The organism is uncultured Bradyrhizobium sp. (assembly GCF_936943645.1).
In the GTDB taxonomy this organism is placed as follows: Bacteria; Pseudomonadota; Alphaproteobacteria; order Rhizobiales; family Xanthobacteraceae; genus Bradyrhizobium.
In genome coordinates this window covers 1-16,707 of sequence record NZ_CAKZJO010000085.1, presented here as the reverse complement: position 1 = coordinate 16,707, position 16,707 = coordinate 1, and the positions used below count along the sequence as shown (strand labels likewise).

Genomic DNA, 16,707 nt, shown 5'->3' with positions numbered 1-16,707 from the left:
AACACGTTTCCAGCCCTTTGACGAGGTCGGACGCGTCATTTTTTCAGTGAACGCCGATATTTGGGTAGCGGTTTGTCGAGGAACCGTCCACCCTTCGGGAGGAAGGCCCCGAAAGGCAACATGATCCAGAGTGGACAAATGACCGGGCGGAATTCTGAGCGTCAGGGAAACCTGCCCTCAAAGGTCGAGAGCCGCCAATATCACGGGTCCGGATATCGGGTCCTCGTCATCTGCAACGACAGCGCCTACTTTCTGCGCCATCGGCTGTCGGTCGTCAGCCATCTTGCGTCCATCGGCGTCGATGTGACGGTGATCGCCGGCGGCTATCCTATTCCCGCGGACAGCATTCAGGGCTGGAAATACATCCATGTGCCGATCGAGCGCTTCAAGTTCGATCCCATCGGCGATACGAGGCTGATGATCCGGACGGCACGGACGATCCACGCGTTCAAGCCGCACGCCGCGCATCTCCTCACGCTCAAGCCTGCCATTTTCTCCGGACTTGTGTCGATCGTCTCGCACTTTCTGCGTGCGTACCCCAAACGAGTTCTGATCACGCTGCCCGGTTTGGGCCGGATGATGTCGCCAAAGGTCCCGGGCCAGCGGCGCTACCCGATCGCACGGACGCTTACGCTTCTGGCATTTCGAATATTGTCACGGCGGGACTACGTGCATTTCACTTTCGAGACGAGATACGATTGCGAATTTTGGGCGGACAGGGGCATCGCCAATGAGGGGAATTCATCACTCATCGAAGGCGCTGGCGTGAACCCCGACCTCTTCTACCCGCTGGAGGCCCCACGTCCTCATCGCGTGGTGAAGGTCCTGTTTGCGTCTCGGCTCCTGAAGTCGAAAGGCTTGAGCACTTTTCTGAAGGTGGCCCATGATCTGGCCCATCGGGGCGACGTAGAGTTCGTTGTCGCCGGCGTTCCCGAGGATAGCGATCCCGACGCGATACCGCACCGAGATCTCGAACACATGACGGAAATCCGTTTCCTCGGCTATGTCAGCGACATGCCGAACCTGCTCCGGCAATGCGATATCGTTTGCCTGCCGACACGCTATGGCGAGGGAATCCCCCGCATCCTGATCGAGGCTGCGGCAACCGGCCTCCCGTCGATCGCCTCTAACCACCCCGGGTGCTGCGAAGCGGTGGAAGATGGCGTTACCGGGCGAATCCTGACAGCGACGTCGGACGACGACATGGAACGGGAGCTGTCAGCCGCCCTCGTCGGATATCTCGAAAGTCCCGACCTGCTGGCGGAGCACAAACGGGCGGCCTATCAGCACTTCCGCTCACGACACTTCGATCAGGCTGCGGTTGCCGAGCGCTTCACGGAACTCCTGGGCGTACCTGCGTCACCGTCGTCGGGTTGATCGGGCGATGCAGGCGGCCTCGACGTATCCATTGGGGGAGCCATCAGCCCCCCGGCCACTCCATTTTCTGCAAAACAACCCCATGCACAGTAGACCACCATAGTAATATCAACGACTTAGAGCCTCCCAAAACAGCCGACGTTGGCTGGCCGCGCAGCATCTGGCCGACGGTCTGACAAAGCACTTGGTAGCCGCCGGCGTGAACAGGATTTGCCTTCGGCCGAATTGACTCGCCGCACGTTGCGATGGCATTCACATCGTGCACAATCAGAAACGTCTGAAGCGAAGCCGAGCCGAACGAGATGACTGCCGCAACGCACCATCATTTTCTGGCTTCCGACCTGGGCTTGGAGTGAGAGTGGAGCAAAACACTCACGAGCTTTTCACCCGAGAGGAGCAAGTGGTTGTTGGCTCCGACCGGACCTTTGGATGGGTGATGGCTGCTGCGCTCGCGCTCCTCACCTGCTTCAACGCCTGGCATTCTGGCCGCCTGTGGCCATGGACGTTCGCTCTTGCAGCGATGTTCGCGATCGTTGCCGCTATCCGTCCCGCTGCGCTCAATCCACTCAACCGCGCCTGGACGAAGCTCGGGCTGCTGCTGCACAAGATTGCCAACCCCGTTCTGATGGGTCTGATCTTCTTCGGCACGATCCTGCCGACCGGGCTCGTCATGCGCTGGATCGGCAAGGATGCGTTGCGGCTGAAGCGCGACGAAAGCAGCGAGAGCTATTGGATTCGCCGCCCACCCGGCCCTGCGCCCGAAACCATGCGGAATCAGTTCTGATGATCGGCTTGATCCGCGCCATCTCGCGATACCCCACCCCGTGGAGAAGGATCGGGCTGTTGCCGCCCTCTGCCCTCATCGTCCCGTTCGCCAGCCCGACCATCCTTGCAGAGGGATTTGCGGCCGCGCCACTCGCCAACGCGCTGCCTTAAGACATGCGGGTTCTCGGCATCTCGGCCTTCTATCACGACAGTGCCGCCGCTCTGATCGAAGACGGTCGCGTGATTGCGGCGGCGCAAGAGGAACGCTTCACCCGCAAGAAGCACGACGCATCGTTTCCGCACCATGCCATCGCGTACTGTCTGGAGGCCGTCGGAGCGAAGCTCTCCGACATCGATCACGTCGCCTTCTACGATAAGCCTTTCCTCAAGTTTGAACGGCTGCTCGAAACCTATGTCGCTTTCGCGCCGCGCGGTTTCCGATCCTTCCAGATGGCCCTGCCGCTCTGGCTCAAGGAGAAACTGTTTCAGAAGAGCCTGCTGCGGAAACATCTCGCCGAGTTCGACGCTGATTTTGCCCTCGACCGGCTCCTGTTCACCGAACATCATCTGAGCCACGCGGCGAGTGCGTTTTTCCCGTCCCCGTTCGAGAAGGCGGCCGTGCTCACGATGGACGGTGTGGGCGAATGGGCAACGACCTCAGCGGCATTGGGGGACGGCAACCGCCTCGAGATCTTCCAGGAGATCCATTTTCCGCACTCGCTGGGCCTGCTGTACTCGGCCTTCACATACTACACCGGATTCAAGGTCAATTCCGGCGAATACAAGCTGATGGGCCTTGCCCCCTATGGCGAACCAAAATACGCGCAGCTCATCCTGGACTCGCTGATCGATCTCAAGACGGACGGTTCGTTTCGTCTCGACATGTCGTATTTCGATTATTGCACCGGGCTGACGATGACCAATGACCGCTTCGCGAAGTTGTTTGGCCAGCCGGTTCGCAGCCCGGACCAACTGCTCACGCCTTTCCACATGGATATCGCAGCCTCCATCCAGGCCGTCCTCGAGGAGGCGGTCCTTCGCTTGACCCGCAGCCTTGCGGCTCAGACAGGGGCGCGCAATCTATGTCTTGCGGGTGGCGTCGCGCTCAATTGCGTCGCCAACGGCAAGGTGTTGCAGGACGGCAAATTCGATTCGATCTGGATTCAGCCGGCCGCTGGCGACGCCGGCGGTGCGGTTGGGGCCGCACTCGCGGCCTACCATCAGTTCAGACAGCAACCGCGCCAAGCCGTGGCTGGCGACGGCATGTCCGGCGCCTTTCTGGGACCTGAATTCTCGCAAGAGGCGATCGAGCGGCGACTGGGCGCCGCCGGAGCTCGCTTCGATGTCCTCGACGAAGATGCAATGATCGAGACGACGGCGGCGGCCCTGGCCGACCAGCTCGCGATTGGCTGGTTTCAGGGCAGGATGGAATTCGGCCCGCGTTCACTCGGCGCACGTTCGATCCTGGGTGATCCCCGCTCGCCCGCCATGCAGAAGAACCTCAATCTCAAGGTGAAGTTTCGCGAGAGCTTCCGCCCCTTCGCTCCGGCGGTGACGCGGGAGGACGTTGCGGACTGGTTCGAGCTCGATGGCGACAGTCCGTACATGCTCCTGGTTGCCGGCCTCAGGAGCGACCGGCGTCACATGATGAGCGCGGGCGAGCAGGCCATGTTCGGCATCGACAAGCTCAACGTGGTGCGCTCGACCATCCCCGCCGTGACGCATATCGACTATTCCGCCCGTGTCCAGACGGTGAGCGCCGACACCAATCCGCGCTTCCATCGTCTGCTGTCGCGTTTCAAGGCGCTCACGGGTTGCCCGGTGCTGGTCAACACCAGCTTCAACGTTCGCGGCGAACCGATCGTCTGCACGCCGGAGGATGCCTTCCGCTGCTTCATGGGCAACGAGCTCGACATGCTGGTGGTCGGCAACTGCATCCTGAGAAAAGAACAGCAGGACCCCGCACTCAAGCGCGACTACAGTTCGGCCTTCACGCTCGACTGAGCCGCCCCCATGCGGCGCTGCGCCAGCGATGCAGCAAGCCGCACGGAGGTCTTGGCGTCCGGCGGTTGCCTACGGCAGATTGTCGCGCAGAAAAATGTCGATGCGGATACGCTCCTGGTCCGGGCTGATGGGCTCGCCCGAACAATGCGCCAGCAGGACACGCGCCGCTGAACGCGCTTCGTGGCCGGCATCCTGGTTGATGATCGCATCGAGCGTGCCGCGGACCAGGAAGCGTCGCGTGTGCTGGGTCAGCTCATGGGTGATCCAGACCACCTCGCGTGCGCGACCCGAGGCTTCGAGCGCATCGGCGATGCCGCGGTTTCCGGCACCGCAACAATAGATGCCGCGGAGATCGGCGTGGCGTGCCAGCAGCGCGGCTGTCAGCTCGCGCGTGCGGTCACTGTCATCCCGGCCCTCGAGCACCGGAAGCGCGCGCAGCTTCGGATACTCGCTGGAGAGGATCTGGTGGAAGCCATACTGCCGCTCGGTGTGGTCGCGCAGCGACAGCGATCCCGCGATCACCGCGACCGTGCCCTCGTGGCCTCCGAGGAAACGTCCCATCAGCGTCGCCGCAGTCCGGCCCGCGGCCGGATTGTCTATGCCGACGTAATGGAGACGGCGCGCGCTCGGCGCGTCCGAGACCAGGGTGACCACCGCGACCCCACGCGAGGCGAGCTCGTCGATCGCGGCGCGCACCCTGGGATGATCGAGCGCGATGACGGCGACGCCCTGATAGGCCGGCGACAGAGTCTCCAGCGCTCCGGCGAGCACGTCCGGATCGAACACGTCGACATGAAGGATGTCGATGAAGCCGCGCTGACCCGCCAGCCACTCCGCGGTGCGCTGGACCTGCTCGGTCAAGTTGGTCATGAAGCTGTTGCTGCCGCTCGGCAGCACGAAAGCAAAGCGAAAACTCTGTCCCCGCGCGAGCCGCGCCGCCGCCACATCGGCGCGATAGCCGAGTTTCGCCACCGCAGCCTCGACACGGGCGACCGTCTTGGCGCGCACACCGTCGCGCCGGTTGACGACCCGGTCCACGGTCGCGAGCGAAACGCCCGCCGCCCGTGCGACATCCTCGAGCGTGGCACGAACGACCGGCTGGGCCGCGCCGGCTGTCATTCGCGCGCCGCCCACAGCATGCCGCGGATCATCAGCGTCCGGATCTCGGGCACATCGAGCTCGTAGGCGCGGTGGCCGAGCGAGGAATAGAATACCCTGCCCTCGCCATAACGCTTCTTCCACACCACGGGCATGACCACGCCCTCGATCCAGGGCGCATGCTCGCCGGTGAAGGTCGTCGTTGCCAACACCTCGTTGGCGGGGTCGACATGCATATAGTATTGCTCGGAACGATGCTCGAAACTCTTGAGACCCTTCATGATGGGGTCATCGGGCTTCGTCAAGTCAACCTTGTAGTCGATGATGTTGCCGGGATGGGCAACCCATTGCCCGCCGCACAGGAACTGATAGTCGACCGAATCGCGGAACGCATCGCACATTCCGCCGTGGTGGCCGGCGAGCCCGACCCCGCTGCGGACCGCCGCACAGAGATTGAGCGCCTCTGGCTTCTCGATCTTCGACATGGTGTAGATCGGGATGATCAGCGACAGATCGTGGATCGCCGGATCGGCGAACGCGGCCGTCGTGGTCTCGATCCGGACGTCGAAGCCCTCGGCCTTCAACCAGCCGCGGATCATCGACGCACAGAGATCAGGATCGTGACCCGGCCAGCCGCCCCAAACAATCATTGCCTTGCGCATGGTCATGTCCTCAGTCGATCTGTCCGGTTTCGCACCCCGTGGGCAGCATTGCCGGCCGCTCGGCGCGGCTCTCGATTCTGACGCGCCGCCCTTCGTCGGCGGAGGTCTGGAACGCCTCCATCACCTCCAGCACATGGAACGCCAGCGCGCCGCTGGCGCGATGCGGCCGGTTAGCGAGGATCGCAGATGCCATGTCGGCAACGCCGATAGAACGGAACTCACCCTCGACGTGACCGTGCGTGAGCGGCACCGTCTCCCACTCGCCGCCGGTCCTGGCGACCTGCACCTCGCCGCCGAAGCGGTTCGGGTCCGGCACCAACATGCTGCCCTTGTCGCCATAGATCTCGATCGGCGCGTGCCGGTGCTTCGGCACGTCAAAGCTCATCGTGATCGAGACCACCGCCCCGCTTTCGAATTCGAGGGTGCCCGCGACATGGGTCGAGACTTCGACGGGGATCAGTGAGCCGTTCATCGGCTGGCTGGTGACCAGGCGCTCGGATCGCGGCCGCGCGGTCGAACCCATCACGCTCGCGACCGGGCCGAGCAGTTGCACCAGATCGGTGATGTAGTACGGCCCCATGTCGAGCATCGGCCCGCCGCCACGCAGGTAGTAGAAGCCGGGTGCCGGATGCCAGCGCTCGTGGCCGGGGCAGCCGAAGAACGCACTGCCGGCGACAGGCATGCCGATCGCACCATCGTCGATCAGCTTGCGTGCGGTCTGATGGCCGCCGCCGAGGAACGTGTCGGGCGCGCAGCCGACGCGCAAATTCTTCTGGGCGGCGAGCTCCATGACCTTGCGCGCCTCGCCAACGTTGATGCCGAGCGGCTTCTCGGAATGGACGTGTTTTCCGGCATTCAGCACCGCTAGGCTGACATCGGTGTGAGCCAGCGGCACCGTGAGGTTGACGACGATCTCCACATCATCGCGCTTGAGCAGCTGATCCACCCGCATCGCCGGCAGCCCGAAGGCGGCGCCCTGGCGCTCGGCGACGTCGCTGCGCATGTCGGCGAGCGCCCGGACCTCCATGACCGGGAAGCGTTGCGCCGCCTTCAGATAGGCGGTGCTGATGACACCGCAGCCGATGATTCCGATACCCACTTTTCTCATTGTGATCTCCGTAAGGGTCCGCTCATCCCTTGACCGCGCCTGCGGTAAGACCGGCGACGATATGCTTCTGGGCCAGAAGGAAGAGGATGATCGTTGGCAGGATGGTCAGCGTGATGAAAGCCAGGATCAGGTGCCATTCGGACGAGTATTCGCCCTGATACACCATGATGCCGAGCGGCCAGGGATAGAGCGCATCGGTGTTGAGCATCACCAGCGGCAACAGATAGGCGTTCCAGCTGTTGACGAAGGTGATGGTCCCGACGGTCGCCAGGATCGGCCGCGACAGCGGCAGCGTCACGTAGCGGAAGAACTTGATGTAGCTGCAGCCGTCCACCAGGGCCGCCTCAAGCAGTTCATACGGAATGTCCTTGAAGAACCGCCGCAGCAGCAGCAAGCTCATCGCGAGGCTGAAGGCCACCTGCGGCAGCGCCACGCCAAAATAGGTATCAAGCAGCCCGAGATCGCGCACCTTGATGAAGAGCGGCAGCACCGCGGTCGCGGCGGGAAACAGCAGGCCGAGCGTCAAATAGCTCAGCAGCATCGATGAGCCGTAGAACCTGACATGGGCGAAGGCGAACGCCGCCATCGAGGCCACGATCAGGGTCAACGTCACCGCCAGGGTCGAGATGACCAGCGAGTTGCGCAGCAGCTGCCAGTAGCGCGCGGAGAACAGGATGTCCGCGTAATTCTGCCACTCCCAGTGCTGCGGCAGGCCGAACGGGTTGACGCGCAACTCCCCGAGCGTTTTGAAGCCGCCGAGCACGGTCGCCAGCAGCGGCACAAGCACGAAGACGGCGACGGCCGCGAGGAACAGCGCCTTGAACACGGCCGCCGGATCGAACGGAGCGCGAGAGGTCCCGGTGCTACTCATCGCGCATGAACCATTGCTTGTAGGTGAAGGCAAAGGTTACGCAGATCATGAACAGAATGACGCCGATGGCGCTGCCATAGCCGACCCTCATCCGGGAGATGCCGTTGTTGTAGAGGAAGCTCACCATCGTGTTGGAGGAATCCGCAGGTCCTCCGCGCGTCAACGGCATCACCAGGTCGAATAGCTGCAGCGAGCCGATGATGGCGAAGAACACCGAGAGACGGATGGTCGGATAGAGCAAGGGGACGACGACGTGACGCAGGGTCTGCGTCCGCGTCGCACCGTCGATGCGGGCGGCTTCGACCAGGCTCTTGTCGAGGCTCTGCAGAGCCGCGATGAACAGCATCATGTGAAAGCCGAAATATTTCCAGACGATGACGATCAGCACCGCCAGCATCGCGGTGTCGGTCGAGGCCAGCAGATGCGGCGGCTCGGCGCCGAAGGTGCGCCAGATCGAAGCGACCAGGCCATAATCGCCGTCATAGACGAACGAGAAGATCAGCCCGGTCGCGATCTCGGCCAGGATATAGGGCATGAAGAACAGCATGCGCAGCGCCACCGCGCCACGAAAGCGCTCCGCGAGCGTCAGCGCCAAAGCGAGCGCAAGCGGCAGCTGGATCGCGAGCGAAACTGCGATGATCAGGCCGTTGTTGCGCAAGGCGAGCCAGAATGCGCGCGTCTCCAGCACGAAACGGTAATTGTCCAGGCCGATCCAGTTGGTCGGCTTGCCGAAGCCGTTCCAGTTGAAGGCCGAATACCAGGCGGCTTCGCCGATCGGCACCACCACGAACAGCGTGAACAACAGCAGTGCCGGCGGCAGGAACAGGATCAGGACCGTGAAGCGCCCGTCCCACCGCGGGCCTCGGACCGCGGCCTGCGAGGGCGTCTCGCCGGCAACGTCGATCGCCGACACCATCGCGATCCGCCGTCCCACCGTCAGTTACCCTGCTTCCACGCCGCTTCGATCGCCTTCGCCGCATCCTGCGGGTTCATGCTGCCGCCGGCGATCTCGGCGGTGACGTCGTTGACGACGCGGCCGACCGATGGACCAAGGCTCTGGTCATAGAAATTCTGGTGATAGTTCGACTTCGCCAGATTGGCCGCGATCAGCTTCATGAAGGAATTGTTCAGGCCGGCATCCGCCCCCTGCACCACCGGGATGATGAAATTGCCGGCGGCAAGACGCGTCTGCACATCCTTGGAGACGAAGTATTTCAGGAAATCGACGGCCTCCTTCGGCGAGCCCTTGGTGATCAGCCAGCCGGTGATGCCGCCGAGCGTATCCGTCGGCGCACCCTTGCCGCCCGGCACGACCGGGAAGTCGAACCAGCAGATCTTGTCTTCGCTCAATCCGACCTTGTCGGCAGCAAGCGCGCGCTGCAGATGATAGACCGTGCTGATCGCAAGCGTCATCGCCGCCTTGCCGTCACCGAAATAGCCGACAGCCTGCGGATTCTTGAAACCGAGGAAGCCGTTCTGGAACGGCTGGAGATCGACGAGCTGCTTGAACAGCTCGCCCGATTTCTGGAAGGTCTCGCCGGCGAAGCCGCCGTTCTCGCCGCGCAGCGCGGCGTCGAACGCACCCTTGCCACCAATGCGCACGGCAAGATGCGTCCAGTAAAAATGCAGCGGCCATTTGTCGGCGCCGCCGACCACGATCGGCGTCACGCCGGCCCCCTTCAGCGTCTTCACTGCGGCGAGCAGATCGTCCCAGGTCTTGATCGCGGCCGGATCGACCTTCGCTTTGGCCATCAGCTCCCTGTTGCAGAGGAAGCCGACCTGCGACAGCGCGGTCGGCAGGCCGTAAACCTTGCCATTGCTGGTGAAGGCCGCGAGTGCCGCCGGCGTCAGGCTGTCGCTATAGCCCTTCACCTGATCGGTGATGTCGTCGAGCACGCCGGCCTCGATCTGCGTCTTCAGGACGCCGCCGGCCCAGCTGTAGATGATGTTCGGCCGGTCCTTGGATTGCAGGATGGTCGGCAGCTTGGCCTTGTAGGCCTCGTTCTCGAGGAACTGCATCTCGACCTTCACGCCGGGATGCGACGCCTCATAGCTGCGCGCAACCTCCTCCCAGATCTTCACCTGGGCCGGATTGGCCTCGATGTGGAGCCATTTCACAGTGGTGTCGGCAGCGGCCCAATTGGCCCCGAGCAGGCATGCGGCAACGGCGAGTCCCAGCTTCCCGAGCAGCCTCATCACATTCCTCCCGACCGGCTTCTATTCTTTGGCTGCAATCCTGCCTTCAATTTTTGAGGTACGCAACTAAAATTCTGATCTATGACCCTCACGCCGGAAATGACTAAGCTTTGCGAAGAACACGGACGGCGCTTCGCACCGCCCGCAAGCAAGTCGAGAGGTGTCCATGGCTGCCCTTTATTCTGACCTCGCCGGCAAGGTCGTTCTCGTCACCGGTGGCGCATCGGGCATTGGTGCTGCGATCGTGCGACGCTTCGCGCAGCAGAAGAGCAAGGTCGTGTTCTTCGACATCAAGGCCGACGACGGCCAGCGCCTTGCGCGCGAATTGTCCGATCAGGGGCTCGGCGCGCATTTCCAGCGCGTCGACCTCACCGACATCGCAGCCCTGCGCGCCGGCATCGCACAGGCGCGCAAGGCGCACGGCGCAATCAACATCCTCGTCAACAATGCCGCGCATGATGAACGGCACGCGACCGAGGAGATGACGCCGGAATATTGGGACGACCGCATTGCGGTGAACCTGAAGCACCAGTTCTTCGCCGCGCAAGCCGTCTTGCCCGACATGAAGGCCGCGAATGCCGGCGCAATCGTCAATTTCGGCTCCGTGTCGTGGATCGCCGGGCAAGGCGGCATGGCCGCCTACACCGCCAGCAAATCAGGCGTGATCGGCCTCACGCGTTCCCTGGCGCGCGACTACGGCCCCTACAACATCCGCGTGAACGCAATCGCGCCGGGCTGGATCATGACCGAGCGGCAGCTCGAGAAATGGATGACGCCGCAGGGCGAGATCGAGTTGATGCAGAGGCAATGCCTGAAGCGCAAGCTCGTCCCCGACGAGGTCGCGAAATTCACCGTCTTTCTCGCCTCCGACGAAGCGTCCGCCTGCACGGCCCAACACTACATCGTCGATGGCGGCTGGGTGTGACATGTGATCCTTCGCCTGCTGCACCGCGAAACCACTTGCGCCGCAACATTCAAAAATGAGACTGCCCGTCAAGCCGGACGAGGCGTCCACGCGTGCACCGCATCCGAGTTCGGCTAGCTTCCCTGCAAAGCCGCGGCCCGTTCGAGAGCCAGCGGCGTCGCGCCGGTTTTGGCGCGGCAACAATCGACGACACAGGGAGGAGCACAATGTCGAAATGCAGCATCGGACTGCTCGCGCTGAGCAGCCTGTTTCTTTCAAGCGCCGCGATCGCCCAGGAAAAGATCAAGGTGGGCGTGACCGCGACGCTCGAAGGCACCTACACCGTTCTCGGCGAGGACGGCATGCGCGGCCACCAGACGGCGCTCAACGTGCTCGGCAAGAAGATCGGCGACAAGGAGCTCGAATTCATCGTCGCCTCGACCGACGCGACGCCGGATTCGGCGGTGCGCGCGGTGCGCAAGCTGATCGAGCAGGACAAGGTGCAGATCCTGCTCTCGCCGCTCTCCGGCGACGAGGGCATTGCGGTGAAGAACTTCGCCAAGACCCATCCCGAGCTGACCTTCATCAATGCAGCCTCGGGCGCGCAGGAAACCACCTATGTCGATCCCGCCCCGAACTTCTTCCGCTACAACATGGACGGCGCGCAGTGGCAGGTCGGCCTCGGCAAATACGCCTATGAGGAGAAGAAGTATCGCAAGATCGCGACCGTCGGTGAGGACTATTCGTTCATCTACACGCAGGTGTTCGGCCTCGTGCTCGAATTCTGCGGCGCCGGCGGACAGGTCACCAACCGGCAATGGGTGCCGCTCGGCACCAAGGATTTCGCCTCGGTCATCGCCGCGCTGCCCGACGACGTCGATGCGATCTATCTCGGCCTCGGCGGCGCGGATGCCGTCAACTTCCTCAACCAGTATCAGCAGGCGGGTGGCAAGGCGCATCTGATGGGCGGTTCCATCATGATCGACCAGACCATCCTGTCGTCCAAGGGCAACGCCAAGAACGCCCTCATCGGCACCATCGCGGCGAGCGGCCAGGCTGACACCTGGGAGGATCCGGGCTGGCAGAAATTCGTGAAGGCCTATCAGGACGCCTTCCCGCCCAACAAGCGCTTCCCGAGCCCGTCGCTGCTCGCAACCAACTACTATGATTCAACCATGGCCCTGATCCTCGCCCTGCGTCAGGTCAACGGCGATCTCTCCAACAACCAGGCGAAGTTCAAGGAAGCACTGGCCAAGATCGAGATCGACGCGCCGAACGGCAAGATCAAGCTCGACTCCAACCGCCAGGCAATTGGAACCAACTTCGTCACCGAAGTCGTCGATGACGGCAAGGGTGCGCTGTTCAGCAAGGTCGTGAAGGTGATCCCGAACGTGAACCAGACGCTCGGCTACGATCCGGCCGTGTTCTCGAAGATCGGGCTGCCAAGCCGCACCGTACCGGAATGTAAGAAGTACTGACGCATCGCGGCTGCCAACACGCAACCTGGGGAGCGACTCGCTGACGCGGTCGCTCTCCGCTCTTGCAATCTCGGCGGCATTGTTGAACGCTGAGCGAAAAGACAAGAACATTCGGGAGGGGAAGGCATGAGCCGTGCGCTCGCCGTCTTCCACGGCCGTTTCGGTCGGGCGACGGTTTATCAGTTGAACCGCCCTTTCAATATCCACGCCCATCGTGAAGGTCATCTGATCTTCCATGTCGGCGGCATGCCCGCATGCATCGACGTCTCCGAGGGGCACTACGATCTCACCGAGACGTCCGTCGTCGCGGTCAATCCCTGGGAGCCGCACAATTTCCTGCCTGCCGATCTGGACGGCGGCGCGATCTTCTTCGTGCTCTACGTCAATGCCGAATGGTTCGCACCCGATGCATCGGGCACCCACCGGCTGCGCTTCGGCCGCACCCAGTTCAAGCGCACGCCGGCACTCGACAAGCACATCAGGCGGACCGCCGCGCTGGTGTGCGGCGCACCCTCGCTCTCCAGCCTCGATTCCGAGCTGCGGAGACTGATCGATATCTGTTACGACGAAAGCTGGCAGCAGGCCGAGATCGCGCGCGATCCACGCGCAAACGGCTCCGTCACCGATTTTCGCGTGCGCAAATGCATCAAGATGATGTCGGAAAGTCCCGGCGCCGAGATCGAGCTCGATACCATCGCACGAGAATCCGGCCTGTCGCGGCCGCATTTCTACCGGCTGTTCCGCGTCCAGACCGGCGTTACGCCGAATCTCTATCTCAACACGCTGATCATGGAGCAGGCGCTCGAAGCCCTGGTGGCAAGCGAGACCCCGATCGCCGATATCGGATTCGATCTCGGCTTCTCCTCGCAGAGCGGTTTCACCCGCTTCTTCGCCGCCAATGTCGGGATGGCCCCGACCGATTATCGTCGCGCGGCCAAGATTTTGCGCGCCTGAGCGCCGGCCACGAAAAGATACTCACGATCAAACGTCGCCCTCGCAGCCCGGCTAGGATGCGGGCAAAGCGATCCCGATAGAGGGTCGCAGCCGACGGGAGCGTGCGTTCATGGTGAGGCTAGCAGCCGGTGACGGTCTGCCTGCCACCTCCTCCCGTTTGCGGGCAGAGGTGAAGAGCAGGCCGCGCATATGAGCCGCTTTGTCGAACGCCATCCGGCCTGGGCGCTGATCGCCATCATCGCCATTGCCGTCGCGCTCTGGCTGATCTTCGCGGTCTGGCCGCCGGGCCTCGAAGAAGCCATCGGCCGCAAGCGCGTCTTCCTCAACGCCGTCTTCAACGGCATCACACTGGGGGGACTCTACTTCCTCGTCGCCAGCGGCTTCACGCTGATCTTCGGCCTGATGCGCAACGTCAATCTCGCGCACGGCTCGCTCTATCTGTTCGGCGGCTATGTCGGCTATGCCATCAGCACGGCGACCGGCTCCTGGCTGCTCAGCTTCATCGTCGCCTTCGTCCTCACCGCCCTGGTGGGCGTCCTGCTCCAGGTGATCGTGTTCCGCCGGATGGAGGGACAGGATCTCAGGCAGACCATGGTGACGATCGGGCTTTCGATCGTGTTCGCCGACCTCATGCTGTGGGCCTGCGGCGGCGATTTCTACCAGGTCCAGACCCCGAACTGGCTGATCGGCCCCGTGGAGCTGCCGCTGATCACGGCGGTGAAATCCTCGGGCGAGCCGGTCTATCTCAGATATCCCATGGTGCGGCTGGTGATCTTCGCCGCGTCCGTGGTTATCGGCGTCGCGATGTGGCTCGCGCTCAACCGCACCCGCATCGGCATGATCATTCGTGCCGGCGTCGACGATCGCGATATCCTCGCCGCGACCGGCGTGCGCATCCAGCTCGTCTTCGTCGCCGTGTTCGCATTCGGCGCCGGGCTTGCGGGCATCGCCGGCGTCGTCGGCGGCACCTTCCAGTCGCTGTCGCCCGGCGAGGACATCCGCTTCCTGCTCGCCTCCCTCGTCGTCGTGATCGTGGGCGGCATGGGCTCGATCCCCGGCGCCGCGCTCGGCGCGCTGATCATCGGCCTCGCCGAGCAACTCGGCTCGGTCTACATCCCGACCTATGCCATCGTCGTGACCTTCCTGATCATGGTGCTGGTGCTGGCGATCCGGCCGCAAGGCCTGCTGGCGAGGCGCTGACATGTCGCTCACGCACGATGCCCGCCTTGCCGCTCGTCCCGCCGCCGCTGCACAGCGCCCGGCGCGGACATGGCCGGAGCTCAACAACCCCGCTGCCTGGATCGTCGCGGCCATCCTCGTGGTGATGCCGCTGATCGCCAATGGATTCTTCCTGATCGAGATCTTCGCGACCACGCTGATCCTCGGCATCATGGCGCTCAGCCTGATGTTCCTCGCCGGCTATGGCGGCATGGTCAGCCTGATGCAGCTCACCATCGCCGGCTTCTCGGCTTACATGGTCGCCGTGTTCGGCGTCAGCGGCAACGCCAATATCAGCCTGGGCTGGCCATGGTGGCTCGCGGTCCCCATGGCGCTGGCGCTGGCGACCGCCTTCGGCACGCTCGGCGGCGCGCTCGCGGTGCGCACCGAGGGCATCTACACCATCATGATCACGCTCGCGATCGGTGCTGCCTTCTATTATTTCACCAATCAGAACTGGGCGATCTTCAACGGCCATACCGGCATCAATACCGTGGCGACGCCGCACTTCTGGGGCGTGAACTGGCGCGCCGACATTCCCTTCTATTACGTCGTGCTCGCGGTCGCCGCGCTCTGCTACTTCGCCGTCGAATATCTCTCACGCGCGCCGTTCGGTCTTGCCCTCCAGGGCGTGCGCGACAATCCCCGCCGCATGGCCGCGCTCGGCTTCAACGTCAATGCGCATCGCGTCGCCGCCTATGCCTTCGCCTCTTTCATCGCCGCGCTCGCCGGCGTGCTCCAGGTCTGGAACTACCGCCAGATCTCGCCGGGCTCGGTCAGCGTCGGCGCCTGCATCGACGTGCTGATCATCGCCGTCGTCGGCGGCATCACGCGCCCGATCGGTCCCTTCATCGGCGCGCTGATCTTCGTGTTGCTGCGCACCTTTGCGCTCGACTTCCTGGTCAGGCTCGGCCTCGACGGCAACCGCTTCCGCCTGCTGATCGGGCTCGGCTTCCTCGCCATCGTGTTCTGGTCCTCGGACGGCGTCATCGGCCTGTGGCAGCGCTGGCGTCAGAGCCAGCGTTCCCGCGACGGTCGCCAGGGCGGAGGACGCATCCATGGATAGCGTCGCGCAACGCCTCTCGGCCGTCGGCGCCGGCGCCGCGCTGGAACTGCGCGGCGTGACGCGGCTGTTCGGCGCGCTCGCGGCGCTGACCGACGTCACCATCACCGTGCGCCCCGGCGAGCGCCGCGCCGTGCTCGGCTCCAACGGCGCCGGCAAGACCACGCTGTTCAACTGCATCACCGGAGATTTCGCGCCCTCCTCCGGCACCATCCGCTTCTTCGGCGAGGACGTCACGCATTTCCCGCCCTATGAGCGCATCCGCCGGGGCTTGCGCCGGACCTACCAGATCTCGGCGCTGTTCCCCGGCCTCACCGTGCAGGACAATGTCTATCTCGCCTGCCGCGGCGTCTCGCGCGGGCGCTTCTCGTTCCTGCGCCCGGGGCAGAACGATGCCTTGATGCATGCGGCCGACAACCTCGTCCAGGCCGTGCATCTGTCCGCCGTGAAGGACCAGCGCGTGGCCGAGCTCGCGCACGGCCAGCAGCGCCAGCTCGAGATCGCGCTGGCGCTCGCCGGCGCCCCGCGCTTCGTGCTGTTCGACGAGCCGGCCGCGGGCCTGTCGCCGACCGAGCGCGCCGAGCTGATCGAGATCCTGACCTCCCTGCCGGCGCATATCGGCTACATCATCATCGAGCACGACATGGACGTGGCGCTGCGGGTCGTCGAGAGCGTCACGATGATGCACAACGGCCGCATCTTCAAGGAAGGCCTGCCCGAAGAGATCCAATCCGACCCCGAGGTGCAGGAGCTTTATCTCGGAGGCGGCCATGAATGAGGTTCGCCGCGCCGGCGCAGCACTCGAGGTCCGCGGGCTCGACGTCTACTACGGTCACTCCCACGCCCTGCAGGGCGTCGACCTCACGCTGGAGAGCGGCGTGTTCTCCGTCGTCGGCCGCAACGGCATGGGCAAGACCACGCTGTGCAAGGCGATCATGGGCCTCGTGGCCGTCAGCGGCGGCTCGATCCGCGTCCGCGGCCAGGACGTCACGCGGCGGCCGCCGGCCCA

16 protein-coding genes are annotated in these 16,707 nt (G+C 63.8%); 10 read left to right on the top strand and 6 right to left on the bottom strand.

Features of this window, described 5'->3' with window-relative positions; all coding sequences use genetic code 11:
• Window positions 1-138 precede the first annotated feature (138 nt).
• From Q0743_RS24810 to Q0743_RS24800, 3 genes are all read left to right on the top strand, one after another.
• Window positions 139-1,377 carry a glycosyltransferase gene (locus Q0743_RS24810; RefSeq protein WP_298244111.1) on the top strand — a complete coding sequence of 413 codons (1,239 nt, stop codon included), beginning with the start codon at window positions 139-141 and terminating at the stop codon, window positions 1,375-1,377.
• 358 nt (window positions 1,378-1,735) lie between these two features.
• A complete protein-coding gene (locus tag Q0743_RS24805; RefSeq protein ID WP_298244110.1) occupies window positions 1,736-2,161 on the top strand; it encodes a hypothetical protein in 426 nt (141 codons plus the stop codon).
• 155 nt (window positions 2,162-2,316) lie between these two features.
• On the top strand, window positions 2,317-4,146 hold the full coding sequence (locus Q0743_RS24800) for a carbamoyltransferase (RefSeq protein ID WP_298244109.1): 1,830 nt from the start codon (window positions 2,317-2,319) through the stop codon (window positions 4,144-4,146).
• A gap of 69 nt (window positions 4,147-4,215) precedes the next feature.
• Here Q0743_RS24800 and Q0743_RS24795 read toward each other — a convergent pair whose 3' ends face one another.
• From Q0743_RS24795 to Q0743_RS24770, 6 genes are read right to left on the bottom strand one after another with little or no spacing between them, the layout of a single operon-like run.
• The gene (locus Q0743_RS24795; RefSeq protein ID WP_298244108.1) at window positions 4,216-5,265 is read right to left on the bottom strand and encodes a LacI family DNA-binding transcriptional regulator; all 1,050 of its coding nucleotides are present in this window, start codon (window positions 5,263-5,265) and stop codon (window positions 4,216-4,218) included.
• Window positions 5,262-5,906, bottom strand: coding sequence for a ThuA domain-containing protein (locus Q0743_RS24790; RefSeq protein ID WP_298244107.1), 645 nt, complete (start codon window positions 5,904-5,906; stop codon window positions 5,262-5,264). Before Q0743_RS24790 ends, Q0743_RS24795 begins: the two co-directional genes overlap by 4 nt.
• Window positions 5,907-5,916: 10 nt before the next feature.
• On the bottom strand, window positions 5,917-7,014 hold the full coding sequence (locus Q0743_RS24785) for a Gfo/Idh/MocA family oxidoreductase (protein ID WP_298244106.1): 1,098 nt from the start codon (window positions 7,012-7,014) through the stop codon (window positions 5,917-5,919).
• 22 nt (window positions 7,015-7,036) lie between these two features.
• The gene (locus Q0743_RS24780) at window positions 7,037-7,885 is read right to left on the bottom strand and encodes a carbohydrate ABC transporter permease (RefSeq protein WP_298244105.1); all 849 of its coding nucleotides are present in this window, start codon (window positions 7,883-7,885) and stop codon (window positions 7,037-7,039) included.
• Window positions 7,878-8,819 (bottom strand): carbohydrate ABC transporter permease, encoded by a 942-nt coding sequence (locus Q0743_RS24775; protein ID WP_298244104.1) that lies wholly within the window; start codon window positions 8,817-8,819, stop codon window positions 7,878-7,880. The genes Q0743_RS24780 and Q0743_RS24775 overlap by 8 nt, the downstream gene beginning before the upstream one ends.
• Window positions 8,820-8,821: 2 nt before the next feature.
• Window positions 8,822-10,081 (bottom strand): extracellular solute-binding protein, encoded by a 1,260-nt coding sequence (locus tag Q0743_RS24770; protein WP_298244103.1) that lies wholly within the window; start codon window positions 10,079-10,081, stop codon window positions 8,822-8,824.
• A gap of 166 nt (window positions 10,082-10,247) precedes the next feature.
• Between Q0743_RS24770 and Q0743_RS24765 the strand changes: the two genes are divergently transcribed.
• From Q0743_RS24765 to Q0743_RS24735, 7 genes are all read left to right on the top strand, one after another.
• Window positions 10,248-11,006, top strand: a complete 759-nt coding sequence (locus Q0743_RS24765; protein ID WP_298244102.1) for an SDR family NAD(P)-dependent oxidoreductase — start codon at window positions 10,248-10,250, stop codon at window positions 11,004-11,006.
• Window positions 11,007-11,212: 206 nt separating this feature from the next.
• Window positions 11,213-12,463 carry an ABC transporter substrate-binding protein gene (locus Q0743_RS24760; protein ID WP_298244101.1) on the top strand — a complete coding sequence of 417 codons (1,251 nt, stop codon included), beginning with the start codon at window positions 11,213-11,215 and terminating at the stop codon, window positions 12,461-12,463.
• A 126-nt stretch (window positions 12,464-12,589) separates the two neighbouring features.
• The gene (locus Q0743_RS24755; RefSeq protein ID WP_097659050.1) at window positions 12,590-13,417 is read left to right on the top strand and encodes an AraC family transcriptional regulator; all 828 of its coding nucleotides are present in this window, start codon (window positions 12,590-12,592) and stop codon (window positions 13,415-13,417) included.
• Between the two features lie 189 nt (window positions 13,418-13,606).
• On the top strand, window positions 13,607-14,617 hold the full coding sequence (locus Q0743_RS24750; protein ID WP_298244100.1) for a branched-chain amino acid ABC transporter permease: 1,011 nt from the start codon (window positions 13,607-13,609) through the stop codon (window positions 14,615-14,617).
• A gap of 1 nt (window position 14,618) precedes the next feature.
• Entirely contained in the window at window positions 14,619-15,701 is a 1,083-nt protein-coding gene (locus Q0743_RS24745) for a branched-chain amino acid ABC transporter permease (RefSeq protein WP_298244099.1), read from the top strand.
• Window positions 15,694-16,476, top strand: coding sequence for an ABC transporter ATP-binding protein (locus tag Q0743_RS24740; RefSeq protein WP_298244098.1), 783 nt, complete (start codon window positions 15,694-15,696; stop codon window positions 16,474-16,476). Before Q0743_RS24745 ends, Q0743_RS24740 begins: the two co-directional genes overlap by 8 nt.
• On the top strand, window positions 16,469-16,707 hold a 239-nt coding region (locus Q0743_RS24735), incomplete at its 3' end, for an ATP-binding cassette domain-containing protein (protein ID WP_298244097.1). The genes Q0743_RS24740 and Q0743_RS24735, both read left to right, overlap by 8 nt.

Bases quoted from the DNA above. Each gene is read 5' to 3' on its own strand.
- Q0743_RS24740 (WP_298244098.1), top strand. From the start codon at position 15,694: ATGGATAGCGTCGCGCAACGCCTCTCGGCCGTCGGCGCCGGCGCCGCG.
- Q0743_RS24800 (WP_298244109.1), top strand. From the start codon at position 2,317: ATGCGGGTTCTCGGCATCTCGGCCTTCTATCACGACAGTGCCGCCGCT.
- Q0743_RS24810 (WP_298244111.1), top strand. From the start codon at position 139: ATGACCGGGCGGAATTCTGAGCGTCAGGGAAACCTGCCCTCAAAGGTC.
- Q0743_RS24755 (WP_097659050.1), top strand. From the start codon at position 12,590: ATGAGCCGTGCGCTCGCCGTCTTCCACGGCCGTTTCGGTCGGGCGACG.
- Q0743_RS24770 (WP_298244103.1), bottom strand. From the start codon at position 10,081: ATGAGGCTGCTCGGGAAGCTGGGACTCGCCGTTGCCGCATGCCTGCTC.
- Q0743_RS24750 (WP_298244100.1), top strand. From the start codon at position 13,607: ATGAGCCGCTTTGTCGAACGCCATCCGGCCTGGGCGCTGATCGCCATC.
- Q0743_RS24745 (WP_298244099.1), top strand. From the start codon at position 14,619: ATGTCGCTCACGCACGATGCCCGCCTTGCCGCTCGTCCCGCCGCCGCT.
- Q0743_RS24795 (WP_298244108.1), bottom strand. From the start codon at position 5,265: ATGACAGCCGGCGCGGCCCAGCCGGTCGTTCGTGCCACGCTCGAGGAT.
- Q0743_RS24780 (WP_298244105.1), bottom strand. From the start codon at position 7,885: ATGAGTAGCACCGGGACCTCTCGCGCTCCGTTCGATCCGGCGGCCGTG.
- Q0743_RS24765 (WP_298244102.1), top strand. From the start codon at position 10,248: ATGGCTGCCCTTTATTCTGACCTCGCCGGCAAGGTCGTTCTCGTCACC.
- Q0743_RS24790 (WP_298244107.1), bottom strand. From the start codon at position 5,906: ATGCGCAAGGCAATGATTGTTTGGGGCGGCTGGCCGGGTCACGATCCT.
- Q0743_RS24785 (WP_298244106.1), bottom strand. From the start codon at position 7,014: ATGAGAAAAGTGGGTATCGGAATCATCGGCTGCGGTGTCATCAGCACC.
- Q0743_RS24760 (WP_298244101.1), top strand. From the start codon at position 11,213: ATGTCGAAATGCAGCATCGGACTGCTCGCGCTGAGCAGCCTGTTTCTT.